Source organism: Nocardiopsis sp. iso_186 (assembly GCF_056173365.1).
The window spans coordinates 3,026,982-3,052,772 of sequence record NZ_CM149670.1; the positions used below are offsets into that span (position 1 = coordinate 3,026,982).

22 protein-coding genes and 1 pseudogene are annotated in these 25,791 nt (G+C 71.5%); 8 read left to right on the forward strand and 15 right to left on the reverse strand.

Features of this window, described 5'->3' with window-relative positions:
• Positions 1-31: 31 nt before the first annotated feature.
• Positions 32-688, forward strand: a complete 657-nt coding sequence (locus AC0VYP_RS13400; protein ID WP_475469930.1) for a DUF5701 family protein — start codon at positions 32-34, stop codon at positions 686-688.
• Positions 689-852: 164 nt separating this feature from the next.
• On the opposite strand, the gene AC0VYP_RS13405 is transcribed toward AC0VYP_RS13400, so the two are convergent.
• The gene (locus tag AC0VYP_RS13405) at positions 853-2,535 is read right to left on the reverse strand and encodes an MDR family MFS transporter (protein ID WP_475469931.1); all 1,683 of its coding nucleotides are present in this window, start codon (positions 2,533-2,535) and stop codon (positions 853-855) included.
• A gap of 7 nt (positions 2,536-2,542) precedes the next feature.
• Complete coding sequence (locus tag AC0VYP_RS13410; protein WP_475474249.1) at positions 2,543-3,169, reverse strand: TetR/AcrR family transcriptional regulator; 627 nt, start codon at positions 3,167-3,169, stop codon at positions 2,543-2,545.
• Between the two features lie 229 nt (positions 3,170-3,398).
• Between AC0VYP_RS13410 and AC0VYP_RS13415 the strand changes: the two genes are divergently transcribed.
• From AC0VYP_RS13415 to AC0VYP_RS13430, 4 genes are all read left to right on the forward strand, one after another.
• Positions 3,399-4,649, forward strand: coding sequence for an ROK family protein (locus tag AC0VYP_RS13415; protein ID WP_475474251.1), 1,251 nt, complete (start codon positions 3,399-3,401; stop codon positions 4,647-4,649).
• Between the two features lie 60 nt (positions 4,650-4,709).
• Complete coding sequence (locus AC0VYP_RS13420) at positions 4,710-5,372, forward strand: hypothetical protein (protein WP_285760028.1); 663 nt, start codon at positions 4,710-4,712, stop codon at positions 5,370-5,372.
• Positions 5,373-5,607: 235 nt separating this feature from the next.
• On the forward strand, positions 5,608-5,757 hold the full coding sequence (locus tag AC0VYP_RS13425; RefSeq protein WP_285760029.1) for a hypothetical protein: 150 nt from the start codon (positions 5,608-5,610) through the stop codon (positions 5,755-5,757).
• A gap of 385 nt (positions 5,758-6,142) precedes the next feature.
• Positions 6,143-7,627 carry a UDP-N-acetylmuramoyl-L-alanyl-D-glutamate--2,6-diaminopimelate ligase gene (locus tag AC0VYP_RS13430; RefSeq protein ID WP_285760030.1) on the forward strand — a complete coding sequence of 495 codons (1,485 nt, stop codon included), beginning with the start codon at positions 6,143-6,145 and terminating at the stop codon, positions 7,625-7,627.
• Here the strand turns inward: AC0VYP_RS13430 and AC0VYP_RS13435 are convergent.
• Positions 7,624-8,136, reverse strand: a complete 513-nt coding sequence (locus tag AC0VYP_RS13435; protein WP_285760031.1) for a globin domain-containing protein — start codon at positions 8,134-8,136, stop codon at positions 7,624-7,626. The two genes, AC0VYP_RS13430 and AC0VYP_RS13435, sit on opposite strands and share 4 nt — an antisense overlap.
• Before the next feature lie 409 nt (positions 8,137-8,545).
• On the opposite strand from AC0VYP_RS13435, the gene AC0VYP_RS13440 reads away from it, so the two are divergent.
• Both AC0VYP_RS13440 and AC0VYP_RS13445 read left to right on the forward strand, forming a co-directional pair.
• Positions 8,546-9,412: an ATP-grasp domain-containing protein gene (locus AC0VYP_RS13440; protein WP_475469933.1), complete on the forward strand. Its 867-nt coding sequence runs from the start codon at positions 8,546-8,548 to the stop codon at positions 9,410-9,412.
• A 146-nt stretch (positions 9,413-9,558) separates the two neighbouring features.
• Positions 9,559-10,899, forward strand: a pseudogene (locus AC0VYP_RS13445) (arsenic transporter).
• 61 nt (positions 10,900-10,960) lie between these two features.
• Here AC0VYP_RS13445 and AC0VYP_RS13450 read toward each other — a convergent pair.
• A complete protein-coding gene (locus tag AC0VYP_RS13450) occupies positions 10,961-11,791 on the reverse strand; it encodes a metallophosphoesterase family protein (protein ID WP_285760034.1) in 831 nt (276 codons plus the stop codon).
• A 155-nt stretch (positions 11,792-11,946) separates the two neighbouring features.
• Between AC0VYP_RS13450 and AC0VYP_RS13455 the strand changes: the two genes are divergently transcribed.
• Positions 11,947-12,297: a helix-turn-helix domain-containing protein gene (locus tag AC0VYP_RS13455; protein ID WP_285760035.1), complete on the forward strand. Its 351-nt coding sequence runs from the start codon at positions 11,947-11,949 to the stop codon at positions 12,295-12,297.
• Between the two features lie 74 nt (positions 12,298-12,371).
• Here the strand turns inward: AC0VYP_RS13455 and AC0VYP_RS13460 are convergent, their stop codons facing one another.
• The 11 genes from AC0VYP_RS13460 to AC0VYP_RS13510 all read right to left on the reverse strand — a co-directional run bounded on the left by AC0VYP_RS13460 (position 12,372) and on the right by AC0VYP_RS13510 (position 25,640).
• Complete coding sequence (locus AC0VYP_RS13460; protein WP_285760036.1) at positions 12,372-12,974, reverse strand: ATP-dependent Clp protease proteolytic subunit; 603 nt, start codon at positions 12,972-12,974, stop codon at positions 12,372-12,374.
• Complete coding sequence (locus AC0VYP_RS13465; protein ID WP_475469935.1) at positions 12,971-13,642, reverse strand: ATP-dependent Clp protease proteolytic subunit; 672 nt, start codon at positions 13,640-13,642, stop codon at positions 12,971-12,973. The genes AC0VYP_RS13460 and AC0VYP_RS13465 overlap by 4 nt, the downstream gene beginning before the upstream one ends.
• A gap of 122 nt (positions 13,643-13,764) precedes the next feature.
• Positions 13,765-15,603 (reverse strand): ABC transporter permease subunit, encoded by a 1,839-nt coding sequence (locus AC0VYP_RS13470; protein WP_475469937.1) that lies wholly within the window; start codon positions 15,601-15,603, stop codon positions 13,765-13,767.
• 4 nt (positions 15,604-15,607) lie between these two features.
• A complete protein-coding gene (locus AC0VYP_RS13475; protein ID WP_475469938.1) occupies positions 15,608-17,113 on the reverse strand; it encodes an ABC transporter substrate-binding protein in 1,506 nt (501 codons plus the stop codon).
• A gap of 125 nt (positions 17,114-17,238) precedes the next feature.
• Positions 17,239-18,525: an MDR family MFS transporter gene (locus AC0VYP_RS13480; protein WP_475469940.1), complete on the reverse strand. Its 1,287-nt coding sequence runs from the start codon at positions 18,523-18,525 to the stop codon at positions 17,239-17,241.
• A gap of 14 nt (positions 18,526-18,539) precedes the next feature.
• A complete protein-coding gene (locus AC0VYP_RS13485) occupies positions 18,540-19,760 on the reverse strand; it encodes a GTP-binding protein (RefSeq protein ID WP_475469942.1) in 1,221 nt (406 codons plus the stop codon).
• Positions 19,761-19,891: 131 nt separating this feature from the next.
• Positions 19,892-20,740, reverse strand: coding sequence for a siderophore-interacting protein (locus AC0VYP_RS13490; protein ID WP_285760042.1), 849 nt, complete (start codon positions 20,738-20,740; stop codon positions 19,892-19,894).
• Positions 20,741-20,948: 208 nt separating this feature from the next.
• Entirely contained in the window at positions 20,949-21,941 is a 993-nt protein-coding gene (locus tag AC0VYP_RS13495; protein WP_475469944.1) for a phosphotransferase, read from the reverse strand.
• A 64-nt stretch (positions 21,942-22,005) separates the two neighbouring features.
• Positions 22,006-22,671, reverse strand: coding sequence for a response regulator (locus AC0VYP_RS13500; RefSeq protein WP_475469946.1), 666 nt, complete (start codon positions 22,669-22,671; stop codon positions 22,006-22,008).
• A 27-nt stretch (positions 22,672-22,698) separates the two neighbouring features.
• On the reverse strand, positions 22,699-23,877 hold the full coding sequence (locus tag AC0VYP_RS13505; protein ID WP_475469948.1) for a sensor histidine kinase: 1,179 nt from the start codon (positions 23,875-23,877) through the stop codon (positions 22,699-22,701).
• 110 nt (positions 23,878-23,987) lie between these two features.
• On the reverse strand, positions 23,988-25,640 hold the full coding sequence (locus AC0VYP_RS13510) for an ABC-F family ATP-binding cassette domain-containing protein (protein ID WP_285760046.1): 1,653 nt from the start codon (positions 25,638-25,640) through the stop codon (positions 23,988-23,990).
• Positions 25,641-25,791: the final 151 nt, after the last annotated feature.

Sequence of the window (25,791 nt, forward strand, 5' to 3'; positions counted from 1 at the left end):
CCCTTCCCCGCGACGAGAGGTGTACCCGACCATGCCGCCCACCCCCACAGCAGGGACCACCCCCACTGGTATCGCCGGTCAGATCGACCGGCTCGTCGAACTGGGCCTGCCGGCGCTGGCCGGTATGACCGTCGAGGAGTTCCACGCCCTGGCGCGCGACCTCCCAGCCGAGGCGCCGGGCGCGATCGTGGCCGTCCACCCCGGGCTCGTCCCTGCGAGCGCGCTGGCGCCCCTGCTCAGCCGGGGAGACAAGAGCGGGTTCGTCGTGGTGGACATGGCCGACCTCGACGCGTTCGCCCCCATCGACGGTCTCGACGCCCCCGAGGACGCGCTGTACCTGATCAGCGAGGTTGACCGGGGCGACGACATGGCCAACTGGAGCCCCGATGAGGCGCTGCCGGAGATCAGCTCCAGGGGACGGCGCCCCCTCACCATCGGGGAGGGGATCAGCTGGCTGCTCCAGGAGCCCGAACGCCTCGCGCCCAACCACTGCTTCATGACGATCGGATCCCGCAAACGCAGGAAGGGCACCGCCCTGGACTCCCGCACCCCCGCGATCTGGATCAGCGGCGGCACCGGGCGCGACGGCCGCGACAACCGCGGTGCCCCGAAGGTCGGCTGGTGCTGGGCCGGCAACCGACACACCTGGCTCGGGTTCGCCTCTGCCGCTGCGCAGCCGCCTGCCTGACCGGCCTTCGGCGGGTGCGGCCGCATCGAAGAGCATCTGGAACGGCCGTTGGGCGGTGTCCGCGAAGGACACCGCCCCGCTCGACGCACCGGCGGTGCACCGCCGCGCATCCCCGTCGCGGATGTCCGGGGCCGGCGCTCTCGGCCCCCCGGACGCCCACGGGTTCACCTGCGGTCGGCCCCCTGCTCAGTGGTGGCGCCGGTGCTGTCGGGGCGGTCGGCGTCCTGGGCCTCGGACGCGGTCTCGGGTGCGTCCGCCGTGGCGTCCCTTGTGGGCTCCTCCGTGACGGCCTCTCCGCGCGCGACCATCCCGGCGGTGTCGGAGAGCGGGATCTGCTTGAGCAACAGCGCCAGCAGAAGCGCGACGACGAGGAAAGGAACGAGGATCCAGAACACCGGTGCCAGGGAGTCGGCGTAGGCGTCCACGATGACCAGCCTCAGCTGTTCGGGCAGGGACGCGAGGGTCGCCGGATCGATGGTGGCCGCGGCCTCCTCCGCCTCGGCCGCCGAGGCGCCCGCGCCGGAGAACGCCTCGCCGAGCCGCTCGGAGAGACGGGTGGTGAACAGCGCACCGACGACGGCGACGCCCAGGCTCGCACCGACCTCGCGGAAGTAGTTGTTGGTACTGGTGGCGGTACCGACCATCGCGGGGTCCACCGCGTTCTGGACCACCAGGACGACCACCTGCATGACCAGCCCGATACCGCTGCCGAACACGAACAGGTAGGTACAGATGAGCCAGATCGGGGTCTGGCCGCTCAGCGTGGTCATCGCGATCATCGCGACGAGCATGAGGACGATTCCGGCGATCGGGTAGGGCCGGTAGCGTCCGGTGCGGCTGATCGCGAGCCCCGACCACGTGGCGGTGGCGAAGAGGCCCACCATCATGGGCAGCCCCAGCAGGCCGGATGCGGCGGCCGAGGTCCCCGCCGCCATCTGCAGGAAGGTGGGCACGAACGCCAGGGCGGCGAACATTCCCAGGCCGAGCATCAGACCGATGGCGGTGGCGTTGACGAAGATCGGGTTGCGGAACAGCGAGAGCGGGATGATCGGGTCCTGGGCTCGGCGCTCGACCATGAGGAAGCACAGCAGCGCGACGACGAGGCCGCCCGCGGCGAGCAGGGTCACCGGGTCGGTCCACCCGAGTTCGCCGCCGCCCAGGTCGGTGGCGAGGATGAGGCAGGTGGTGGCCACCGACAGCAGCGCCAGGCCGAGCCAGTCGATGCGCTTCACCGGGCGCTTGCCGGGCAGGGTGAGCATCTTCCAGGCGACCGCGAAGGCGGCGATGCCGATGGGGATGTTGATGTAGAAGGCCCAGTGCCAGGTGAGGTGGTTGACGAACAGTCCGCCCAGGAGCGGTCCGGCCACGGCTGAGACTCCAAAGACCGCGCCGAGCGGGCCCATGAACTTGCCGCGCTCCTTGGCCGGGACGATGTCGGCGATGATCGTCTGTGAGAGCACCATCAGCCCGGCGCCGCCGAGCCCCTGCATGGCGCGGAAGGCGACGAAGGTCCAGAAGTCCGGGGCGAACGCGCAGCCGATGGAGGCGACGGTGAAGATCGCGATGGCGCCCAGGAAGAGGTGGCGCCTGCCCAGGACGTCGCCGAGCTTGCCGTAGGCCGGCATGGCGACCGTGGTCGCCAGGAGGTAGGCGGTGGTGATCCAGGTCTGGTGCTCGACCCCGCCGAGCTGGCCGACGATGGTCGGCATGGCGGTGGAGACGATGGTCTGATCGAGGCTGGCCAGCAGCATGCCGCTGAGCAGGGCACCGAAGATGATCCAGATCCGGCGCCGGGTCAGGACCAGCGGGGCCTGCGCGGGCCGGGAGTCGAGGGTGGTGGAGTCCATTGCGGTCCTAGGCTGTGTGGTCGGTCGGGGCCGGGGCGAACAGCGCGCGCGCCGCGGCGAGGTGGGTGTGGACGAGGGCGCCGAGGTCGGTGCCCGGACCGTGGCGCAGGATCTCCTCGGAGGCGGTGCGCATGACGACGCCCACGAGGCGGACGGCCAGGCGGGGCACGGGGTCTTCCTCGGGGAGTCCCTCGCGGGTGCGGACGAGGTCGATCAGCCGCCGGTCGTGCTCCTCCCCGTCGCGCACGATCAGGTTGAGCAGTTGGGGTTCGCGGTCGAGGGCCCGGCGAACGGTCTCGATGTCGTCGAAACCGATGTCGAGGCGGACGAGGTGGCTGACCGAGAATTCGACGAGGTCGTTGACGAGGCGGCCCGGCGCCGCACCGGCGAGGAACCACTCCACCAGGTCGTCGTCGAAACCGTCCTCGACCCGGCCGATGACCGCGTGTTCCTTGGTCGGAAAGTAGTTGAAGAACGTCCGCCGCGAGACACCGACCTCGGCCGCGAGCTCGTCAACGGTGAAGCCCGCCATCCCGTGCTGCGCGACCAGCTCGCGCGCGACCCGGCTCAGTTCATGACGGGTCCTGCTCTTCTTGGCCGCCCGCCCGACCGGTTTTTTTGCACCATCTATCACATCGTGCAATAGTACACTTTGCTTTAAATAGTGCAAAATTACCGCCTCCTCTCGACGCCAGAAGCCCCTTGCGCCACCCCCGCGCACGGCTGCCGAGCAGAAAATCCCATTAGTTTGGTGATTGAATAAATTGATTGCCGAGGCAGCGGCGGCGCAGGCGCCGGCCCGTCCCGCCACACTGGTGCGGGGGCGCCGTCGGCGCGCACGGACATGGGAGAGATGCCGCGTGGTGGGCGTGAGTGAGGGACCGGCCGGATTCCAGGCCATCAGAGAGACCAATCTGGGTATCGTGCTGCGCACGATCCGCGAACAGGCGCCGTGCTCACGCGCCCTGGTCGCGGGCGCCACGGGGCTGACCAAGGCGACCGTGTCCAGCATCGTGGCCGACCTGATCGGCCGGGGGCTGGTCCGCGAGACCGGGCAGCAGGCCGAGCGCAAGGTGGGCCGGCCCGGCGTCATGCTCACCCTGGACCACCAGACCCTGGCCGCCATCGGGCTGGAGATCAACGTCAACTACGTCTCGATCGTAGCCGTTGACCTGCTGGAACAAGAGCTTCTTACCGAACATGTGGAGTTCGACGCGCGCGCGGCCGGACCGGAGGCGTGCGCACGCCGACTGCGTGACGCGCTGCTGGAGGTCATCGGCGACCCCCTGATGCGCCGGCGGGCCCTGCTCGGGGTGAGCGTGGCCGTGCCCGGTCTGATCGACTCCGCCTCGGGCACCGTCACCAACGCGCCCAACCTCGACTGGCACGGTTTCGCCCTGCGCGACCGCCTGTCGGCGCTGCTGGCGGATGCCGGCCACCCGGGACTGGCCCTGCTCGTGGACAACGACGCCAACCTCGGCGCGATCGCCGAGTACCGGGGCGGGCATCTGGCCCGCACCCCCGATCTCGTCTACATCACCGGGGAGGTCGGCATCGGCGCGGGCCTGCTGATGGACGGCCGGTTGCTGCGCGGGTCCGGCGGGTTCGCCGGCGAACTCGGACACATCCCGTTGCTCAAGGACGGTCCCGCCTGCGGTTGCGGCCGACGGGGGTGCCTGGAGGCGCTGGCCGGTGTGGACGCCGTGCTGCGCCGCGCGCTTCCCGACGTCCTGGCTCCCGAGCGCACCGCGAGCATCGACGTCGGCGCCATGGTGGACCTCACGGTGCAGCGTGCCGAGGCCGGGGATCCAACCGTGCTGGAGGCGCTGGAGGACGCCGGGACCTGGCTGGGCCGGGGCGCTGCGACCCTGGTGAACCTACTCAACCCGCGTGCGGTGGTGTTCGGTGGATACTTCGTGCCCCTGGCTCCGTGGCTGCTGCCGCCCTGCCGGGCGGTCCTGGGCGCGCACGTCTTCGCCGCGGACTCCGGAGGATGCCGCGTGGATGCCTCGGCCCTGGGCCTGAGCGCCGCCGCACGCGGCGGGGCGATGGCCCTGGTGGACGCGCTGGACACCGGTGCGCTGCCGTTGCCGCCCAGCCGAAGCGCCGCCTGAGGCCGCGCCGTTCCGTCTGGCAGACGGTGCCGTGTCGGCAGCAACTGGTTGGATACAGGGATGAACGCTCCTGAGGTCGCCCCCCTGCTCCCGTCGGTTCCGGTTCTGCGCGAGCTGTGCCGGGCCATGGCAGCGGTGGAGTTCCTCGTCGCCCCCGACAACAGCTACCGCACGCATTCCTTCGACAGGGGCTGGTCCGAGCCGTGGGACCTCGCGGGTATGGACAACGGCGGCGGCGACAACTACTCGATCGTGCTGTCCGCCGAGGCCGCGCTGATCCGCTGTTTCGACCACGAGTCCCCGATGAGCCCCTACGTCGCCGTTGACGAGGGACTGTGGCCCGGGCTGACCGACGGCCTGCCCCCGGTGTTCGCCTCCCTGCTGAAGCACCCCGACTTCAGTCCGGAGGGCGTGTTCGAGGCCACCGCGCTGCTGTGGCGGGAGGAGGGGGACGGCGCGTGGCGTACCGCGACGGTGGAGTTCCCGCCCGAGGACCGGGGCGACGACGGCGCGGCGTGGTTGCTGGGCCGGCTGACCGCCGCCGACCCCGCCTCGGCGTTCACCGAGCACCTGTCGGTCCAGTACGGCACGGCCGTGGATCCCGCCGCGGTGGCCCATGTCTTCGACGGCGGGGCGCTCACCACCGAGGTGGCGGCGGCCCTCAACCCGGTGGTGGCCGATCCCTCGGCACTGGCCATCCGCGCATCGGTGGAGTGCGGTTGAAGTCGGTGGTCCCGGCGCGGCGGCGACCGCCCTGATGCAGGGAGTGGTCCACCGGCGCCCCAGGGGAAGCCATCGGCAGCGGCGCTGGAGTTTGCCGCAACCTCTGGCCGAGCGGACTCGTGGAGACCCGAACACGAACGCCGGGCGAGCGGCTGCGAGGCGCGTCGTCCCGGTCCGCGTGATCTGGCGAGGACGCGCGCCTGGACGACCTCGCCGGGCACCGTCACGGGTGTTCGTGCTCAATCACACCGACACCGCACAGAAGGTGCGCGCCGCGGATCTCGGCCTGGGCGAGGACGCACACGACCTGGTGTCAGGACACGGGGCCGACCGTCTTGAGCTGGCTCGGGGTGACTGCGCCGTTCTGCGCGGCAACACACGGTGACCCGGCCCTGGGCAGGGGACCGCAGCGGACGTACACTCCTCCTATGAAGCGCACGCACGCGGGACGGGAACGCCAACGGCGCACCCCCTGTGCGTGTCCGGCACCGAGCTCCCGCCCCAAGGCGCCGCACGGCCGCGGCTAGCGCCCCCAGCGGCTCCGCCCCCGCCCCCGTGCGTCTGTGCACGGGACCAGCGGCCCCTCTCCTGATACGAGAGCACCGCGCCCGCACGCGCCCCGGCCCCGCAAGACCCGGTCCGGCGCAGAGCGCCCGTGCACTCCTGCTCCACCTCACCGCGGTGCCCCACATGCTCCGCCGGCTCCCGTTGCGTGCGCGGAGGCGGCTCCTGACAGCGTGCGCGGCACCGCCCCCCTGAAGGGATCGACCGTGCAACTGAGCAAACTGCTGGCCGGGTGCGAATACGAGGTAATCCAGGGCGACCCGTGGACGGAGGTCACCGCCGGGGCGTGCCTGGACGCCGAACGGGCCGCGGCCGGCTGCCTGTTCGTCGCCCTGTCCGGCCCCGAGGCGGGCGGGGCGGCGGCCGGTGCAGCGGCGCTGGCCCGCGGGGCGGCGGCCGTGCTCGTGGACGGCACGGCAGACGTACCGGGATGGGTCGGGAACGCCTGTGTGGTGCGGGTCGCCGATGCACGGGTCGCGACGGCGGTCGCGTCCGCGCACCACCACGGCGAGCCGGGGCGTGCGATGGAGATGGTGGCGGTGACCGGCACCAACGGCAAGACCTCGGTGTCGTCGATGGTGGAGTCGGTGTTGCGAATCGCCGAGGGCGCACGGGTGGGCGTCATCGGAACGCTGGGCAGCCGGATCGGCGACGCGTTGATCCCGATGCCCCCGACCGTGTTGAGCACGCCTGAGGCCCCGGAGCTGCAGTATCTGTTGGCCCGCATGCGCGCAGGCGGCGCCACGAGCGTGGTGCTGGAGGCCACGTCGATGGCCCTGCTGAACCACCGGGTGGACCGCGCGTTCATCGACGTGGGGGTCTTCACCAACCTGACCCAGGACCACCTGGACGACCACGGGACGATGGAGGACTACCGCGACGCCAAACTGGGCCTGTTCCGCGGTCTGTGCGGGCGAGCGGTGGTCAACGCCGACGACCCGGTCTGCGCGGTGGTGTCGGCGTTGATGCCGGGGGCCACCGCCACCTACGCTCTGGACGCCCCGGCCGACTACCGGGCCACCGACCTGTTCGCGGACGCCGGTGGCACCCGCTTCACCCTGCACCACGGCGGCCGCAAGTACCCGGCGGCGGTCCCGGTGCCGGGCCGGTTCTCGGTGTCCAACGCGCTGGCCGCCGTGGCCGCCTGTCACGCGCTGGGGCACGACCTGGCCGGACTCGTGTCGGCACTGGAACGGATTCCCCCGGTCCCGGGACGCTTCGAACGTTTTGCGACCGCGGGGGGCGCCACCGTGGTCGTGGACTACGCACACTCCCCCGACTCCTTGGAGAAGGTCCTGACCGCTATCCGCGGCTTCGCCACGGGCCGGGTCATCACGGTCTTCGGCTGCGGCGGCGACCGCGACATCACCAAGCGCGCCGAAATGGGGCGGATCGCCGGCACCCACTCCGACCTGTGCGTCCTCACCTCCGACAACCCCCGCACCGAGGACCCGGAGACGATCCTGGACCAGATCGCACCGGGTCTGGTCGCCGCCGATGCGGTGTTTCGGCGGTTGACCGACCGGCGGGCCGCGATCGCCCTGGCCCTGACCGCGGCCCGTCCGGGCGACACCGTGCTGATCGCGGGCAAGGGCAGCGAATCCCACCAGATCGTCGGCGAGGAACTGCGGCCCTTCAGCGACATGGCGACCGCTCGTGAACTCGCCGACGCTGCGGACGGGCGGGGCTAGAGCGAGCGGGCCGGACGCTTGTGACGGGCGGTGCTCTCCGTGGCCCCGCCCTCGGCCATCTGTTGGGCGCGGGCCCTGGCCCCGGCCAGCATGGTGGCGGCGATCCACTCGTAGACCAGGATCCAGGACGAGCTGAAGGAGGAGGACCACACCGGCGACAGGTCGCGGATCGCCCGGACCATGGCGCGGCCCACGAAGGGGTAGTGGTCGGGCTTCACCCCGAGCATCTGGTGGTGGTGCGCCCCGAGCTGGCGCAGGTAGTCGGCCACTTCGTGGGGCTGGTCCAAGTGGGTGACCACTTGGAGCAGCACGTCGGCCATGCGCTCGTGCTGGCGGGTCATGTCGGCACCGAACATGGACCGGATCTCCGGGACCAGGTCGAACAGGTGCCAGTAGAAGCGCTCCGCGAGGATCGTGGGGCTGTCGCCGAGATCGGCACAGGAGGCGCGCACCTCCTCGATGGTGCGCTCATCAGGCAGCGGTACGTCATCGATGGGGCGCGGTGCCATGGGCTCTCCGAGGTAATACGACGCGCGGAAGCGAACCAGTCCGTGTGGTGTCCGCTCCGCACCGCCTTGGGCAGGGGGTTGTGCGGTGCAACCGTAGCGATCACCGACACCAACGTGCACAAACCGCGGCTGAGAATACTTTTTCGTAAGCCCCTGACCGTGAAAGATAGTCGTTTCATTTTTTAGCGATAAAAAACACATAGGATTTGCCCATATTTCACTCTTTGTGAGTGGTATATTACCCCGCCCCCGTGATCGGAATGGTCGCTCCGGACCAGCGACAGGGCGGCCGCGTTCACCTCTACCGGCGGACACGGCCCCCAAACACGATCGGGTGGCCCCGCCCGCGACGGCGCCGACGGCTTTGGCCATAGTTGGCGGTTGGAGACCCCCACCGCCGAGGAGCACCATGCCCGACCTGATCCTGGCCAGCGCCCGCCGACTCCCCCGCCCGGTCCCCGAGACCGACCTGCTCGTGGCCGCACTGGACGCAGTGGGGCTGAGCGCCCAGGTGCGCGCCTGGGACGAGCCGCTGGACTGGGCCGAGATCCCTCTGGTCGTGGTGCGCACGCCCTGGGACTACGCCGGGCGCCACGGGGAGTTCCTGCAATGGACCCGGCACGTGGCAGAGGTGTCCCGGCTGCTCAACCCAGCGCCGCTCATCGAGTGGAACAGCCACAAGGGCTACCTGGTGGAACTGGCCGACAAGGGGGCTGCGGTGCTGCCCACCGCGCTGGTGCGCCGCGACGCCTCGCCCGGCCGGCAGGCCGAGGCGCTGCGCGCCTCCGGCACGGGCGAGGTCGTAATCAAACCCGCGGTGGGCGTGGGCGGCCACGGGGCGTTGCGTTCACCCGCCGACGATCCGCGGGCAGCAGACCACCTGGCCGCGCTGACCCGCGAAGGCGATGCGCTGATCCAGCCCTTCGCCCCCTCGGTCCTGGCCGACGGGGAGATCTCTCTGCTGTACTTCGGCGGACGCTTCAGCCACGCGGTGCGCAAGGTGCCCGCCTCGGGCGAGTACCGGGTCCACGAGCACCACGGCGGATCGGTCCTGGACCACACGCCCGATTCCCAGGAGCGCGCCGTGGCCGAACAGGCCCTGGGACTGGCACCGGAAACCACCGGCTACGCCCGGGTCAACCTGGTCCGGACCGCATCAGGACCGGCGGTGATGGAACTGGAACTGATCGAACCCGAACTGTTCCTGACCCGGGACGCCGGTGCCGCGTCCCGCTTCGCCGAGGTCCTGGCCGGCCATGCGGGCGCCCGGCGCTGAGCGAACCCGCTTCCGGGCATACTCCTGACCACTCGCCTGCCCGGCGGTGGTGATGGTTCTCGCCACCGCGGGTAGGTCACCATGAACGTCACGCCCACCGCGCCCGAAGGCGGCACGGGCCCCACGAGCGCGGAGTCTGATCAGCCATGGCAGTGGTGGCCGTCCTCATCTTCATCGGTACGCTCGCGCTGGTGATCTGGCAGCCCAAGGGGCTGGGCATCGGCTGGAGCGCGCTGGGCGGCGCCGCAACGGCGGTGGCGGCGTCGGTGGTGCACCTCAGCGACATCCCCGACGTGGTGGGCATCGTCGGCAACGCCACCCTGGCCTTCGTCGCGATCGTCATCATCTCGTTGCTGTTGGACGCGTCCGGTTTCTTCGAATGGGCGGCACTGCACGTGGCGCGGTGGGGTCGGGGACGCGGAACAGCACTGTTCGTTCTCGTGGTGCTGCTGGGCTCGGCGACCTCGGCGCTCTTCGCCAACGACGGGGCGGCACTGATCCTGACCCCCATCGTCGTACAGATCGTCCTGGCCCTGAAGTTCCCGCCCGGGGCGGCGCTGGCGTTCGTGATGGCCACCGGGTTCATCGCCGACACCGCGAGCCTTCCGCTGGTGGTGTCCAACCTGGTCAACATCATCACCGCCGACTTCTTCGGGATCGGATTCACCCGCTACGCGGTGGTGATGACACCCGTCGGATTGGTGGCGACAGCCGCGAGCCTCGCGGTGCTCCTGCTGTATTTCCGCCGTTCGATTCCCGCGACCTACGCGATGGACGCACTGCCCGCACCGGACACCGCCATCGGCGACCGGCTGACGTTTCGCGCGGGGTGGGTCGTACTGGCGCTGCTGCTGGCCGGCTATTTCGCCGCGGAGCAAGCGGGGGTCCCCCTGTCTGTGGTCGCCGGCCTCGGGGCGTTCGCGCTGGCCGCTGTGGCCGCGCGTTGACCGGCCTTCCTGTTCGCCCGGTTGGATGCGGACCGCCCTGCCGTCCGGCCCGTTGACGTGGGCCGGGTCGTGCGCGAGGCTCCTTGGCAGATCGTGCTGTTCAGCATCGGGATGTACCTGGTGGTCTATGGCCTGCGCAACCAGGGGCTCACCGACGAGCTCGCCCGGCTCTTCGCGTTCTTCGGCGACCACGGCGTGCTCGCCGCCGCCCTGGGGGTGGGCGTCGTCGTGGCCCTGCTGGCCTCGATCATGAACAACCTGCCCGCCGTGCTGGTGGCGGCGCTGGCGATCGGCACGGTGGGCGCCACCGGTCCCATCCACGACGCCATGGTCTACGCCAACGTCATCGGCTCCGACCTGGGACCCAAGATCACCCCCATCGGCAGTCTGGCCACGCTGCTGTGGCTGCACGTACTCGACCGCAAGGGAATGCACATCGGCTGGGGCCGCTACTTTCGCACCGGCGTCGTGCTCACCGTCCCGGTACTGCTCATCACACTGGTCGCCCTGGCCGGCTGGCTGACCGTACTCGGTCCCTGAACAGCGCTCGGGCCCCGCCCCGGGGCGCCGACCGGGCCAACGAGCCGCGACGCCGATCGGGTCACAGGATGCGGTGCGGCAGCACCGGCGGGGCCGGGCGGGCACGCCACTCCCGCGGATAGCCCAGGGACACCTCGTGGAAGCGGACCCCGTCGTGCACGGTGACGCGCGGGATGTGCAGGTGCCCGTAGACCACGGCTGCCGCGCGAAAGCGCCGGTGCCAGTCGGCGGTGTGCTCGGTACCGCACCACTGCGCGAACTCCGGGTAGTGCAGGATCCGGGTGGGCTCGCGGACCAGGGGATAGTGGTTGACCAGGACGGTGGACAGATCGGGATCACAGGCGGCGAGGCGGGCCGCCGTGGAGGCCACCCGGGCCGCGCACCACGCCTGCCGGCTGAGGTAGGGGGAGGGGTCGAGGAGGAACTCGTCGGAACACACCACTCCCGTCTTGTGGGCGTAGGCCAGGGCCTCCTCCGGTGTACTGGTCCCCTCCGGACGCCAGGTGTAGTCGTAGAGCAGGAACAGCGGTGCCACGGTGACGGGGCCGCCCGCTCCCCGCCACACGGGGTAGTCGTCCTCGGGGGTGAGCACACCCAGGGAGCGGCACATCTCGACCAGCGCCAGGTAACGGTCCTCGCCCCTCGGCACGTCGGCCCGGTCGCGCGGCGACCACAGTTCGTGGTTGCCGGGAACCCACACCACCTGGGCGAAGCGATCGCGTAACTGCCGGAGCGCCCATTCGACGTCTTCGATGGTCTCGGCGACGTCCCCGGCGACCAGCAGCCAGTCCTCGGGGCCTTCCGGGCGGATCGTGTCCAGGACGGGGCGGTTGTCGCGGTGGCTGACATGCAGGTCACTGACGGCGAACAGGACGGACGGGCGCGCGGCCACGGGCGGACTCCCCCACGGGTGGATCGGACAACGACTGACCTCGACGTTATCGGGATCGGGGCGCACGATACGCCCGCAGCGAAGCGCCCTCGGCAGGAGGGGCGCCGGTGTCTAGACTGACGGCACCGTCCACCGGCCAGCAGCGGAAGGTCCCCATGAGCGATCGCATCCTGCACATCGTGCCCGATCCCGCCCACGACGAGGAACCGTTGCTGCGCCACCTGATCGGTGACGCGCTGCGCCGTGTCCGGCAGGAGCAGGGACGCACCCTGCGCGAGGTCGCCGACGCCGCCCAGGTCTCCATGCCCTACCTCTCCGAGATCGAGCGGGGACGCAAGGAGCCCTCCTCGGAGGTACTGGCCGCCGTCTACCGCGCACTCGACCTGCGGCTCATCGACCTGGTCGGCGACGTCGGCGAGCAACTGTCCCACCGCTTCGCGCCCGCCGCGCCGACGGCGCTTCCCGCGCCCCGCACCGGCCCGCAGGCGATGCTGCTGGCGGCCTGACCTCCTCTCGCCCCCGTCCCCGTCTTCAGCGGTGGGAACGGGGGCACTGCACCGTCACGACGGTGCTGGGCCGCTCAGCCGGCACGCAATGCGCCGTTGGGGATCACCTGGTCGATGATCCCGTACTCCTTCGCCTGCTCCGCGGTGAGGATCTTGTCCCGGTCGGTGTCCTCGCGCAGGGTCTGCACACTCTGGCCGGTGTGCGCGGAAAGGATCGCCTCGACCTCGGCGCGGACCCGCAGGACCTCCGCCGCCTGGATCTCCAGGTCCGACGCCTGCCCCTGGGCACTGCCGGAAGGCTGGTGCAGCAGTACCCGCGCGTGCCTCAGCGCCGAGCGCTTGCCGGGTGCGCCGGCAGCCAACAGCACGGCGGCGGCCGAGGCGGCCTGTCCCATGCAGACCGTGGCCACGTCGGGGCGCACATACTGGACGGTGTCGTAGATGGCGGTGAGCGCGGTCGCCGAACCGCCGGGCGAGTTGATGTAGAGGTGGATGTCCTGTTCGGCGCTCTCGGCCTCCAGGTGCAGCAACTGCGCCATCACCACGTTGGCCACCCCGTCGTCGATGGCGGTGCCCACGAAGATGATGCGCTCCGACAACAGCCGGCTGAACACGTCGTAGGCGCGTTCGCCGTTGGAGGTGCGCTCCACCACCGTGGGGATCGTGTAGGAGCTCACGCGTCCTCCCCGGCGGTCGCGCCGTTGTCCACGGACCGGCCGACGAAGCCGTAGCCCCGCGAATCGGCGGAACCCACCGCGGCGGCGGAGTCCACGACGTGGTCCACGATCCCGTAGTCCCGTGCCTGCTCGGCGGTGAACCAGCGGTCCCGGTTGCTGTCGCGGGTGATCGTCTCCACGCTCTGGCCGGTGTGCGCGGCGATGCGCTCCTGCATGACGGCTCGGGTGTGGGCAAGGTTCTCGGCCTGGATGGCGATGTCGGCGGCCGTCCCGCCCAGTCCGCCGGAGGGCTGGTGCATCATGATCCGGGCGTGGGGCAGGCTGTAGCGCTTGCCCGCGGTGCCCGCGCACAGCAGGAACTGGCCCATGCTCGCCGCCAGTCCCATGGACAGTGTCGAAACGTCGTTGGGGATGAAGTTCATGGTGTCGTAGATGGCCAACCCGGCGCTGATGGAACCGCCCGGCGAGTTGATGTAGAGGTGGATGTCGTTGCGGGAGTCCTCCGCCGACAGCAGCAGTAGTTGCGCGCAGACGCGGTTGGCGACGGGGTCGTCAACCTGCTCGCCCAACACGACGATCCGGGCGTGCAGCAGGCGGGCCGCCAACTGGTCGTCGAAGGGCTGTGCGGCGGCGACCGCTCCCTCCAGGCGCTGGGTGATCGGTGCCATGGTGTCCTCCTGATGGTGGCCGGACCCGTTCCGGCTCACCACCAGGCTCACCGCTGGAGCACTCCCGGTGGAAGCGAATCTGCCCTGGGGAGATCTGCTACGGGCAGACGACGGCCGGCCCTTCAGCGCCCGGCGCGCCCCCCGGCCACCGTCAGCCCGTCCGGCACCCGGTCAACACGATCGCCCGGCCGGGCCGTACCGGAGCGACGCCGCTGCCGAGCGGGACCGCGCGGGGGCAGGGTGGACAGGGTGACCGCCAGGGCGCCCAGGAGGGCGAGTCCGCCCGCTGGGGCCAGCGCGGCCCACGGTGCGCGCTCGACGTAGCCCATCCCCTCGGCCAGGACCAGACCCCACTCGGGAGCGGGCGGCCGGGCGCCCAGGCCGAGGAAACTGAGCGAGGCCAGGGCCAAGGCGATCCCCGACAGCCGCACCAGCGCGTGCCGCAGGACGAAGGGCAGCACGTTGGGCAGTACCTGGGTTCGGTAGATCCACCAGGTGGAGGCACCGAGGGTCCGGCAGGCCTCGACGTATCCGGTGGCCAACTGTTCGCGCACCAGAGCCGAGGTGTGGGCGGCCAGCGGTGCCCAGGAGGTCGCCGCCACGGCCACGGCCGCCCCCAGAGCGCTCGGCCCCAGGGCCGCGGTGGTGACGAGGCCGGCGACAATGGGCGGCATCGCGTTGACGACCTCCACCGGCCCTCGACTGATCAGGGGGAACATTCCCAGGAGCAGTCCCACGGCCAGGACCGCGACGGTGACGGCCCCGGCCGTGGCGATGGTGCCTGCCGCACCGTGACCGACCCGCGCCAGGACGTCGCGCCCCAACGCGTCGGCGCCGAAGGGCAATGCCCAGGAGGGAGGTGCCAGCCGCATGGAGGTGTCCACCGCCTCGGGGTCGCGCAGCAGGCCGGCGACGATCACCACGCCCAGCACCGCGGCGATGGCCACCGGCAGTGCGCGGCGCAGTCGGCTGTCGGAGGGCGGGGGCGGCGGTGCTCCGGAGAGTGCGGCCCCGCGCAGCGCCGGCCCGATCACGATGAGCTGAGCGAGCGCGGCCAGGGCCCCGGCTGCGACACCCAACAGCAGCAGTATCAGCACGCATGCCTGGAGGACCGGCAGGTCCTGGACGATGGCCGCGCCCACGGCCGTGCGGCCGATACCGGGCACCGCGAACAGCGTCTCCACGGTGACGGCTCCGCCGACCAGGGACACCACGACGAGGGCGAACTGGGGGAACAGCGCGGGCAGGGCGCGGGCGAGTCCGCCGGCGACCACCCGGGTGCTGCGGAACCGCAGGGCCTGCCAGGTCTGGTTCCACTGCTCGCCGAACGCACCGGTCAATCCGTCGTTGACCAGGCGGGCGAGGAGGCCGCCGGCCGGGATCCCCATGGCCAGGGCGGGCAGCACCATGTTCGCGGGGCCGTTCCAGCCGTAGGGCGGCAGCCAGCCCAGCCATACCGAGACCACAACGAGCAGCGCCGAGGCGATGAGGAACTCCGGGGTGGCGGTGAGCAGGGCGGCGGTGAAACCGGTGCCTTCGCGCCGTCTGCCGCGCGAACCGGCGTGCAGGGTCGGCAGGACGAGCAGGGCCGCCAGGAACAGGGCCACGGCCAGTGCGCCGCTCATCAGGGTGAGGGAGACCCCGAGGTTGGCCCAGAGTCCGTCCAGGACGGGGCGGCCCGACACCCAGGAGGTTCCGGGGTCGCCGCGCAGGAGGCCGTCCAGCCAGCGACCGAGCAGGGCGAGGGGGCCGTCCTCCAGGTCGAGGCGCCTGCGCACGGCCTCGACCGCCTCGGCGTCGAGATCGCGGTCGGCGGACCCCGCGCGCAGGATGGTCCGGGCGGGGTCGCGGCCCGACCACCAGGGCAGGGTTCCCAGGACGAGGAGCAGCAGCCCGACCGCGACGACCCGGCTGACGGCGACGATCAGCCATGGAGGCGGCCGGAGGTGGTCAAGGCGCACGGGATCAGCCCGCGGCACTGGTGTCGAGGCCGACGAGGAGCCGCTCACGGGGATCGAAGAGCGCTCCGGTCACGCCGGGCGCATTGCCCTGGATGACACGCTCGTGCAGCATCGGCACGGCGGCGCCGGTCCGCAGGATCGCGCGCTCGGCCTCAAGGACCAGGGTGCGGCGCCGGTCGAGGTCGGCCTCCTGTGCGGCGTCCGCGAGCAGGGTGTCAACCTCGTCGTCGCACAGGCCGGAGATGGCGAACCCGCCGTCGCAGGAGAAGTCGCTGACCAGGTAGGCAACCGGGTCGCCGGAGTCCAGGACGGTCGCGCGCGACAGGATGAACAGGTCGAACGCACCGTCCAGGGCGTCGGCCTCGATCTGGGAGTACTCCCGGATCTCCAGTTGGACGTCGAATCCCGCGGCTTCCAGTTGCTGCTCCAGCGTGGCGGCGACCTCGGGGAGTTCGGCGCGGTCGCTGAAGGTGCCCAGGGTGAGGGGGACGTCGTCGGGGTCGGCTGCGTCGGTGGTGAACCGGGGCTCCGGACGCCCGGCGGACCAGGGCAGCGCCGGGCCCAACAGGCCGGCGGCCCGGTCGGCGCGGGACTCGTAGATGTCGGCGACCAGTGGTGCGGGGTCGATCGCCTCGCGGACCGCGGCGCGCAGTCCCGGGTCGGCGAGAGGGCTGCTCTCCCGGGTGTTGAGGTAGAGGGTGTTGGTGCGCGGCATGGGTACCTCGCGGAAGGTGCCCTCCTGGAGCAACGAGGTCTGCGCGGGCGGGATGGCCTCGACGATGTCGGCCTCGCCGGTGCGCAGCGCAGCGGCGCGCGCGGTGCCGTCGGGAACGAAGGAGACGTCGATGCCGGAGGCGGAGGCGGTGCCGTTCCAGTAGTCGTCGTTGCGGTCCAGGGTGGCGCTGTCGCCGCCGCTGAGCGCGGTCAGCTCGAAGGGTCCGGTTCCGCGGCCGGTGGGGTCCACGGCCTGGCCGTCGTAGGCATCGGGTGCCAGGATGCTGAGTTGGGGGCTGGAGAGCCGCTGGGGCAGCAGGGGGTCGTCGGAGTTGCTGCGGATGACCACGGTGTCCCGGCCGACGGCCTGGATCTCCCATTCGACGCCGTCGAGGATGCGCGGCTTGGGCTCGGCCCGGGTGGCGGCGGTCAGGGCGGTGACCACCGTGTCGGTGGTCATGGGGGTGCCGTCGTGGAAGACGACGTCGTCGCGCAGGGTGAACTCCCAGGTCGTGGCGTCCACGCGTTCCCATCGGGCGGCCAGCATGGGGTGGGGGTCTCCTGGCTCGTCGAGTTGGACGAGCGTCTCGGCGATACCGAGCCGGGACAGTTTGAAGGCGTCGTCGGTGAAGGGGTTGAGCGCCGAACGGGGCGGCAGCAGCATGGCCACGGCCAGTCGGTCGTCGGCGGCAGGCGCCCCCGACCCGCTGAAGCAGCCTGATACGGCGAGCAGGGACAGTCCGGTGGCCATGGCGGTCAACGCACGGAGCAGCCGGGCGAGGGGATGGGCAGGCATGAGGGTCTCTTCTACTTCTGGGCGGGGCCGGGGCAGGATCACCGCGCGGGCGGAGGCCCGGCGACCGGAAAACGGCATTGCGGACGAACAGCCACACCTTACAATGAAAACGACAATGATTGTCGTTATTGTTCAGAGTCGGGCGCCGGATGCCCCTCGCGGACGCGACCGATCAGCAGCCACAACGCCGCACCGCCCAGTGCGGGGACCCCCGCCAGCACGACCCACGGCAGCGCGCCGAACCCGTCCAGCAGGTGCCCGACCCCCGCCCCGCCGACCAGGACCGCCAGTCCGCCGACCGACGACAGGAAGCCGAAGTGCGCCCCCAGACGCCGTTCGGCGGCCAGGTCCGCGACCAGGTCCTGGGCGGTGGGAACGGCCAGCATCTGTCCGAATGTGAGCAGCACCACCATCGACACCGCAGGAGTCAGCGCCCCCCAGCCCGGCGCGGCCCAGACATCCAGCGCCACGACAGCGAACGCCGCCGAGAGCAGCGCGAAGCCCAGCGGCAGCGCACGCCGCGGCCCCAGGCGGGCCCGGGCCCAGTCGGCCATCGGCAGCTGGCCGAGCACGACGAGCAGCGAGGCGAGCGCGAACAGCCAGCCCAGCGCCCACGGGTGCCCCGCGCGCTGCAACTCTGCCGGCAGTGCCAGGTAGAGCTGGTTGTGACTGAGCAGGTAACCGCTGTAGCAGAGCGCGAACAGCCAGAACACCCGGTTGCCCAGCACCTCCGACCATCCCGCCAGGACCGGTTCCGTTGCGTGGCGAGGTGCCGAGCGCGGCAGCCAGCGCACGTGCGCAAGGCCGATCAGCACGAAGGCGCCGGCGGCGACCAGACAGACCAGGGCGAAGTCCACCCGCAGCAGCAGGGCCCCCAGCAACGGCCCGGCGACCGCCCCCACCTCTCCGCAGACCGCGAACAGGGCGAACAGTTCGGATCGGGTGATCGTCCCTCGGCGCTCCAGACCGGCCCCCTGTTCGGCCAGCGCCGCCTCGACCGCCGGCGAGAACAACGCGCCGGCCAGCCCGGTCAGCACCGCGCCGACCAGGACCGACCACAGGTCTCCGGCCAGCGCCAGGATGGCAAATCCCGTGACTCGCAGTGCGCACCCGGCCAGCACGGCGGGCCGGGTGCCGAACCGGTCGGCGAGGGCGCCGCCGAGGGCGAACAGTCCCTGCTGGCTGAACGTGCGCACCCCCAGAACCAGGCCGACCGCCCAGCCCGCCAGCATGAGGTCCTGGGCGAGGTGGACAGCGAGGAAGGGCAGGACCAGGTAGAAGCCGACGTTGAAGGCCAGCTGGGTGAGCAGGAGCAGTCGGGTGGGACCGGGAACGGCGCGCAGGCGGCCCAGCAGCCACCACCGCTGCACCAAGGCTGGGAGGAGTCTGGGCGCACGGGTGGTCGGGGACACGGGAGAGCCCTTGGTCAGTGCGGGTGGGTGAGGTCGTCGGGCGCGGTGGGGAGATCCCATGCCGGGAACGGGTCGGACAGGACAGCCGGGCCCCGCGCGTGCTCGTCCGCGGTGAGCAGGCATTCCTCCGGTGCCGCCTGCAAAGCGTCGGTGCGCAGTCCGGTGCCGATGAAGACGAGTTCCTGGCGAGGGGCGGCCGCCCGGGGGGCTTCCGCGGCGGGGGTCCCCTCCGGCGGTGCCTCGTCGAAATCCCAGAGCCCCGAGGGTTCGAAACGCAGAACCGGGCCGGCCTGGGACCACATCCCGCTCACTGCACCGCGGGTGGCCAGCCAGAAGAAGCCCTTGGAGCGCAGCACCGCGCCGAACTCCGCCGTCTGGACGATGCGCTCGACCACCTGCCACAACCGTTGCGGATGGAAGGGGAGCCCGGCGCGAAAGACCAGGCTGGAGATCCCGTATTCCTGGGTCTCGGGCACGTGGTCGCCGTTGAGCTCGGCCGCCCAGCCGGGAGCGCGTGCGGCCCGCTCCGGGTCGAAGAGATCGGCACCGATGATCAGGGCCGGATCGATGCGGCCGTGACTGGCGCGGACCACCCGGGCCAGGGGGTTGAGCCTGCCGAGCACGGCTGCGACCCGGTCCAGCTCCGCCGGGGCGACCAGGTCGGCCTTGTTGAGCACCAGGACGTCGGCGAATTCCACCTGGTCGATCAGCAGGTCGCTGACGGTGCGCTCGTCGTCCTCGTAGGCATCCAGTCCGCGGGCGGCCAGATCGTCGCCGGCCCCCAGTTCGCGCAGGAAGTTGGCGGCGTCCACCACCGAGACCATGGTGTCCAGGCGGGCACGGTCCAGCAGCCGGGCGCCGCTGTCGTCGGCGAAGGCGAAGGTTGCGGCCACCGGCATCGGTTCGGAGATACCGCTGGATTCGATGAGGAGGTGGTCGAAGCGTCCTTCGTCGGCGAGTCGGCCCACCTCGGCCAGCAGGTCGTCGCGCAGGGTGCAGCAGATGCAGCCGTTGGTCAGTTCAACCAGCCGCTCCTCGGTACGGGACAGGGCACCGCCCTCGCGCACCAGCCCGGCGTCGATGTTGATCTCGCTCATGTCGTTGACGATGACCGCCACGCGCACTCCCGCGCGGTTGTGCAGGACATGGTTGAGCAGAGTGGTCTTCCCTGCCCCCAGGAAGCCCGAGAGCACCGTCACCGGCAGCGTCGCCGCGTCGTCTCCTGTCGCGCCCACGCGCCACCGACCTTTTCGCAATGGTTATCGTTTTCAATATGCCTGTATAGCATCCCCTCTGCCCCGCGCGCACCGGCCCTGCAACGCAACGGGGCCGCCTCCGCGTGCGGAGGCGGCCCCGTTCGACCGGTCTAGGAAGCAGAGGCCGCGGCCTCTTCCGCCTCCACCTGACGGTTCCATTCGGCCTTGCCCGCCTGCCAGCCGTCCTCGTTGTTCCCCAGTCGCCAGTAGCCGGAGATGGACAGGTCGTCGCGGGCCAGGCCCCACTCGACGCGCAACAGGCGGCGCAACTCCTTGACGAACCCGGCCTCGCCGTGGACGAACGCGTGGACCCGACCGGTGGGAACGTCGAGATCGCGGACGGCGGCCACCAGGGCCGCGCCCACGGGGGACGTGCCGCGGTGCAGCCACCGCAGGCGCACTCCGGCCGGCACCGCGAGCTTCTGCTCCTCCTCGGGGCCGGCCACCTCGACGAACACGTGACCGCGGGCGTCCTCGGGCAGGCGCTCGACCGAAGCCGCGATCGCCGGCAGTGCGCTCTCGTCACCGACCATCAGGTGCAGGTCGGCGGCCGGATCGGGGGCGTAGAGGCCCCCCGGCCCCAGGAGTACGATCTCGTCGCCGGCCCGGGCGTTGGCCGCCCAGGGGCCGGCCAGCCCGGTGTCACCGTGGTAGACGAAGTCGATGGTCAGCTCCAGGGACTCGGGGTCCCAGGCCCGCACGGTGTAGGTACGCGTGCTGGGCCACTGCTCGCGCGGGAGGTCCCGGCGCACCGCCTGCATGTCGAAGGGCTCGGGGTAGTCGACTCCGGGCTGCGGGAAGACCAGCTTGACGTAGTGGTCGGTGTACGCCCCCGCCTCGAACCCGGCGAGACCCGCCCCGCCGAGCACCACCCGGATCATGTGCGGGCTCAGCCGTTCGACTGCGCGCACCCGGCCCCGGTTGACCGGTCGGGGATTGCGCTGTGGACGGTCGGACATGGTCACCACCAGCTGTAGTAAGGCACACCTCTTTGTTAGGTAAGCCTAATGCCTCTCCGAAGGGCAGTGACCTCGCACCCCGTCGATGCTATGAACCGATCGATCGCAACGCCGGACCGACCGGTGGCGCCGACACCGCTCGGACCCTCCGGCGACGGGCACCCCCACTCACGGGCCGGTCGGCTGCCCCACGGGCCCGCTCCGTGTCCTAGGCCGAGTCGTCGGCGGCCAACCTCCGCACGGTGTCGCCGAACCCCGACCAGGCCCGCTCCGTGTCGGAGGTGCGGTCGTGCGGTGCGCGAAAGCAGGCGAGGAACTCGGCCGCGTCGGAGAAGTCCCACCTGAGCCGGTAGAACGCCAGAGCCGCCGGATCGGGCACCCTGCCACTGCGCCCGGCGTAGCGGTCGAGATCGGCGGACGTCGCGGCGACCAGCCACAGGTCGCGCTCGGGCAGGGCCAGCCCCACCGTGTCCCAGTCAACCAGCAGGACACGCTTCCCCGCCCAGAGCAGGTTGCCCGGGTGCGGTTCTCCGTGGGTCACCACGGGAGTGCCTGCGCCGAGCCCCACCTGCTCGGCCAGGCGGTCGAACGCGGCCAACCGACGACGCAGTCCCGGCGCGTTGGCCGCGATCAGCCGGCGGGCGGGCTCGGCGTAGGGGCCGCCCGCCCAGGGCCGGCCGGTCCCCGCCAGGGCCGCGGCCAACCGGTGGCGCCCGGGCAGTTGAAGTGAACGGTCGGCAACTGCTGCCGGCGGGGTCTGCCGGTGCAGTTCGGCGAGGAGATCGATGACCCGGCCGCGCTCCTCTGCGGCCAGGTCCTGGCCGAAGTGACCGGTTTCCCCCTCCACGAACGGGAAGACACTGATCGCGTAACGGTCCCCGAGCCGGTGCACCGTCCGGCCGCGCACGGTCCGCAACGGCGCCACGACCGTGTCCGGTCCCCCGTCCTCGGCAAGGACCGCGGCGGTGTCCATGGCGCGCCGCAGACCGTCCAGTGCGGCGGCCCGGTCCGCACCGCAGTGCTCCTTGTGGTCGAGGTCGGCGACGGTGACGAACCACCGCCGGCAACCGGCGTCGAGCACGTGCCAGTGGTGGTCGCCGAAACCGACCGGAGCGTAGTCCGACCGAACGGCGTCGATCCCCCATTCCCGCAGGGAGTGCCGTATTCCGGTCTCGTCGATGTCCGCTGGCCGCTCACGCACGCCGCCACGGTAACGCCCGGTTCCCCCGCACGCACCCGAATTACCGCCCCGGCGGCAGTGCCGGTCAGGTCTCGTCGTCCATCAGCCCGCACCGGTAGGCCCAGGCCGCCACCTCGACGCGGTTGCGGGCGCCGAGCTTGGTCTGGACGCTGGACAGGTGCGTCTTGACCGTGCTGAGCGAGACGAACAGGTCGTCGGCCACCTCGACGTTGGTCAGCCCCTGTGCGACCGCGCGCACGATCTCGGTCTCGCGCCGGGTGAGGTCGTGCTCGGGCATCCCCCCGCGCGCGGCGCGTCCGCCCGTGGCGGTGAAATGCCGCAGCAGGCGGACCGTGACCGTCGGCGAGACCAGCGCGTCACCGCGGGAGGCGGCTCGCACCGCCTCGATCAGCAGCGTCGGCCCGGCGTCTTTGAGCAGGAAGCCCACCGCGCCGCCGGTGAGCGCGGCGTGCACGTACTCGTCGAGGTCGAAGGTGGTCACCACCACGACCTTGAGCGGGTCGGCCACCCCCGGGCCCGCGATCCTGCGGGTCACCTCCAGGCCGTCCAGGCCCGGCATGCGGATGTCGAGCAGGGCGACGTCGGGGCGCAGCCGCCCGGCCATCTCCAGGGCGCCTATCCCGTCGCCGGCCTCACCGACCACCTCGATGTCCTCTTCGGCGTCGAGCATGTAGCGAAATCCGGTCCGGACCATTTCCTGGTCGTCGGCCAGCAGCACGCGGATCACCACGTCGTGTTCCCCTGTCTCACGAGTCCTCTACACCGGGAACCGGGCGTCAACCCGCCACCCTGGGCCGTCCGGCACCGGGCCCGCGGTGAAGTCGCCGTCGAGGATCTTGGCCCGCTCGGCCATCCCGGTCAGACCGTACCCCCTACGCCGGCCGGCGGCCGAAGCACCGCCTCTGCCGTTGTCGCGCACACTGAGTTCCACCCCGTCGCAGGCGACCCGGACCAGGACCTCGATACGGGTGGCATCGCGGGCATGTCGGCGCGCGTTGGTGACCGATTCCTGGGCAATGCGCAGTACGGCGTCGGCGATCTCGACGGGGAGCCGATCGGGGTCGCCCTCGACCCGGACGTCAACCCTCGCCTCGAACTCGCTCCCCTGAGCCGAAAGGGCGTGCAGGGCCGCACCGGGCGGGGACGCCTCATGGCCGGAGCCGTCGTCCTCGCGCAGTGTGGCCACGATCCGGCGCATCGCGGTCAGGGCGTCCCCGCTGGCCTCCTCGATGGCGGGCAGCGCCGCCACCGCCAAATCGGGGCGGGCCGCCGCCACGTGGCGCAGGGCCTGGACCTGGACCACGATGCCGGTGATGTGGTGGGCGGCCGCGTCGTGCAGGTCGCGGGCGAGGAGGAGCCGCTCCTCCCGGCGGGCCTGGTCGATGCGCCAGGCGTGCTGGGACGCGCGCCACCGTAGGTAGAACCCGGGCGCCAGCGCGGCCACGCCGAAAGCGAGGGGAACGACCCAGTTCTGCGGGTCGTCCCCCACCGTCGCCCGGCGCAGCTCGATGGACAGGTAGGCGAGCAGCAGTCCGCCCGCGGTGCACACCAGCGCCCCGGGCGACCCGCGCAGCACGACCAGGTTCGCCAGCAGCGCCAACGCCAGCATCTCGGTCATGGCGACGGGATAACCGAAGAACTGGCCCGGGGGCCCCGCCCCCAGGACTGTGGAGACCACGATGGACCCGACGGTGATCACCGCGGCGACGATCCAGGTGGGGCGGGCCGGGACCGCGGGAGGCAGAACGGCGAGCGCGGCCACCACGGTGACCGCACCGAAGACCGGGGGCAAGTAGTCGCGCCATGACGGCGGCGGGCCCATCCACTCCGAGGTGAAACGCAGGTCGGGCAGCGTGTTGCCGAGATCGCTGTACCAGGCCGCCCCGAGCAGTGCGGCGGCAACGGCGGTCAGCAGCACCGACCTCCGGAGGGACATTTTCCCTGCCTTCTGCCCCGTCTGGTCGTACGTCCTGTTCGGCATCGCCCCAGAATAGGCCGCGCGGTGGTGTCGGGGCCTCGGCCGATCGGCCGAGGCCGTGTGAGCCGTCAGGCGGCGGGCTCGACGACCCGCCCCTGCTCCAGGCGCAACCACGGTCCGTCCCAGCCCCTGCGCAGCCACCGGTCGTGCGTGGCCACCACCACCGATCCCGGCGCGCTGCGCAGGGCCTCCTCCAGTTCCTCGGCCAAGGTCAGCGCGATGTGATTGGTGGGCTCGTCCAGGAGCAGCACCTGCGGGGCGCGGGCCACCAGCAGGGCCAGCGCGACCCGACGGCGCTGGCCGACGCTGAGCGCGCCGACCGGTCGATCGAGGTCGGCGCGCGCCACGAGGCCGAGGCCGGCGAGGTCCGGCGGGTCGTCCATGGTGCGTGTCATGGCCGCGAACAGTCCCGATGGGGTGGCTTCGGGGCGCTTGAACCCGACGTCCTGTTCCAACAGCGCCACCTCGACCCCGCGTCGCCAGCGGACGGTTCCGTGGACGGGACGCAGGGTACGCGCCAGGACGTGCAGGAGGGTGGACTTGCCCGAACCGTTGGGACCGGTCACCAGGAGCCGCCCCGAGCCGGGCAGGTCCAGCTCGGGCACCACCAGTCGGCCCGGGACCTCGACGTCGCGCACCCGCACCGCCGCTCCTTCCGGTGGGATTCCGGTGAGTCCCGCTGCGAAGGAGAGCGGCCGGGGCGGGTGCGCCACCTGGTCGCGCTCCAGCGTGTCCAGGCGTTGGCGGGCGTTGCGGACACGGCGGGCGATCTGTTTCTGCACGGCGTTGCCCATCCCCCCGTAGTCCATCCGGTTGCCGTCCTTCATCGGGCGGAACTGGCCGACCTTGCGGGCGGTGTCGTGCACGGACTGGCGCAGGTGCACCAACTCGTCCTGCTCGTCCCGGTACTGCTGCTCCCAGCGCAGTCGCTCCACCCGTTTCTCGCGCAGGTAGTAGCTGTAGGCGCCCCCGTAGAAGGTGCGTCCCTCGCGGGAGGGGTCGAGGTCGAGGATCTGGGTGCACACCTCGTCCAGGAACACCCGGTCGTGGCTGGCCAGGACGAGCACGCCGGTCGTGGCGCGCAGGTGGTCCTGCAAAAAGGCCACGGCCGCGTCGTCGAGGTGGTTGGTGGGTTCGTCCAGGACGAGGGCTTTGGGACGGCGGACGAGCAGCGCGGCGAGGGACAGGCGTGCGCGCTCACCGCCCGAGAGCGTGTCCAGGGTGCGCTCGGGGTCGCGGTCGGCGAGCCCCAGACCGGCGAGGACGTGCGCGGCCCGCCGGTCGGCGTCCCAGACCTCACGCGTCTCGGCCTGGTCCAAGGCCGCTCCATAGGCGCTCAGCGCCGCCTCTTCTTCGGGGCGGGCGTCCAGGGCCGCGGAGCGTTCGGCGAGTTCCCGCTCGATCGCGCGGACCTCGGCCAGCGCGTCCTCCACGACCGCGCCCAGCGTGGTGGAACCCGGGTAGGGCGGTTCCTGGTGCAGGAAGGCCGTGTCGGCCGGGCGCACGACGGTACCGGCATCGGCGTCCTCGACGCCGGCGAGCAGGCGCAGCAGGGTGGACTTGCCCACGCCGTTCTCCCCGACGAGGCCCAGACGCTGCCCCGGGGCGACGTCAACACAGAGCCCGTCGAAGACGACGTGCTCGCCGTAGATCTTGGCGAGGTCGCGGGCGCTGAGCACCGGGGACTGCTCCTGGTACTGCTGGAATCGGGTGGTGGACAAGAGGCGGCCGCCTTCGTGGAATCGGGGCGGTGGGCCATGGGGCTCGCACCTGCGAGCACGGAATCGTCCGATTCGGCACGGCCCGGCCGCACACGCGGACCGTGCCGAGGCATAGAAGGGACGACACCGAGCCCACACCGGACAGGGGTCT

Coding starts and splice junctions, on each gene's coding strand:
- AC0VYP_RS13405 (WP_475469931.1), bottom strand. CDS start 2,535: ATGGACTCCACCACCCTCGACTCCCGGCCCGCGCAGGCCCCGCTGGTC.
- AC0VYP_RS13455 (WP_285760035.1), top strand. CDS start 11,947: ATGAGCGATCGCATCCTGCACATCGTGCCCGATCCCGCCCACGACGAG.
- AC0VYP_RS13475 (WP_475469938.1), bottom strand. CDS start 17,113: ATGCCTGCCCATCCCCTCGCCCGGCTGCTCCGTGCGTTGACCGCCATG.
- AC0VYP_RS13465 (WP_475469935.1), bottom strand. CDS start 13,642: ATGGCACCGATCACCCAGCGCCTGGAGGGAGCGGTCGCCGCCGCACAG.
- AC0VYP_RS13440 (WP_475469933.1), top strand. CDS start 8,546: ATGCCCGACCTGATCCTGGCCAGCGCCCGCCGACTCCCCCGCCCGGTC.
- AC0VYP_RS13420 (WP_285760028.1), top strand. CDS start 4,710: ATGAACGCTCCTGAGGTCGCCCCCCTGCTCCCGTCGGTTCCGGTTCTG.
- AC0VYP_RS13505 (WP_475469948.1), bottom strand. CDS start 23,877: ATGTCCCTCCGGAGGTCGGTGCTGCTGACCGCCGTTGCCGCCGCACTG.
- AC0VYP_RS13400 (WP_475469930.1), top strand. CDS start 32: ATGCCGCCCACCCCCACAGCAGGGACCACCCCCACTGGTATCGCCGGT.
- AC0VYP_RS13490 (WP_285760042.1), bottom strand. CDS start 20,740: ATGTCCGACCGTCCACAGCGCAATCCCCGACCGGTCAACCGGGGCCGG.
- AC0VYP_RS13435 (WP_285760031.1), bottom strand. CDS start 8,136: ATGGCACCGCGCCCCATCGATGACGTACCGCTGCCTGATGAGCGCACC.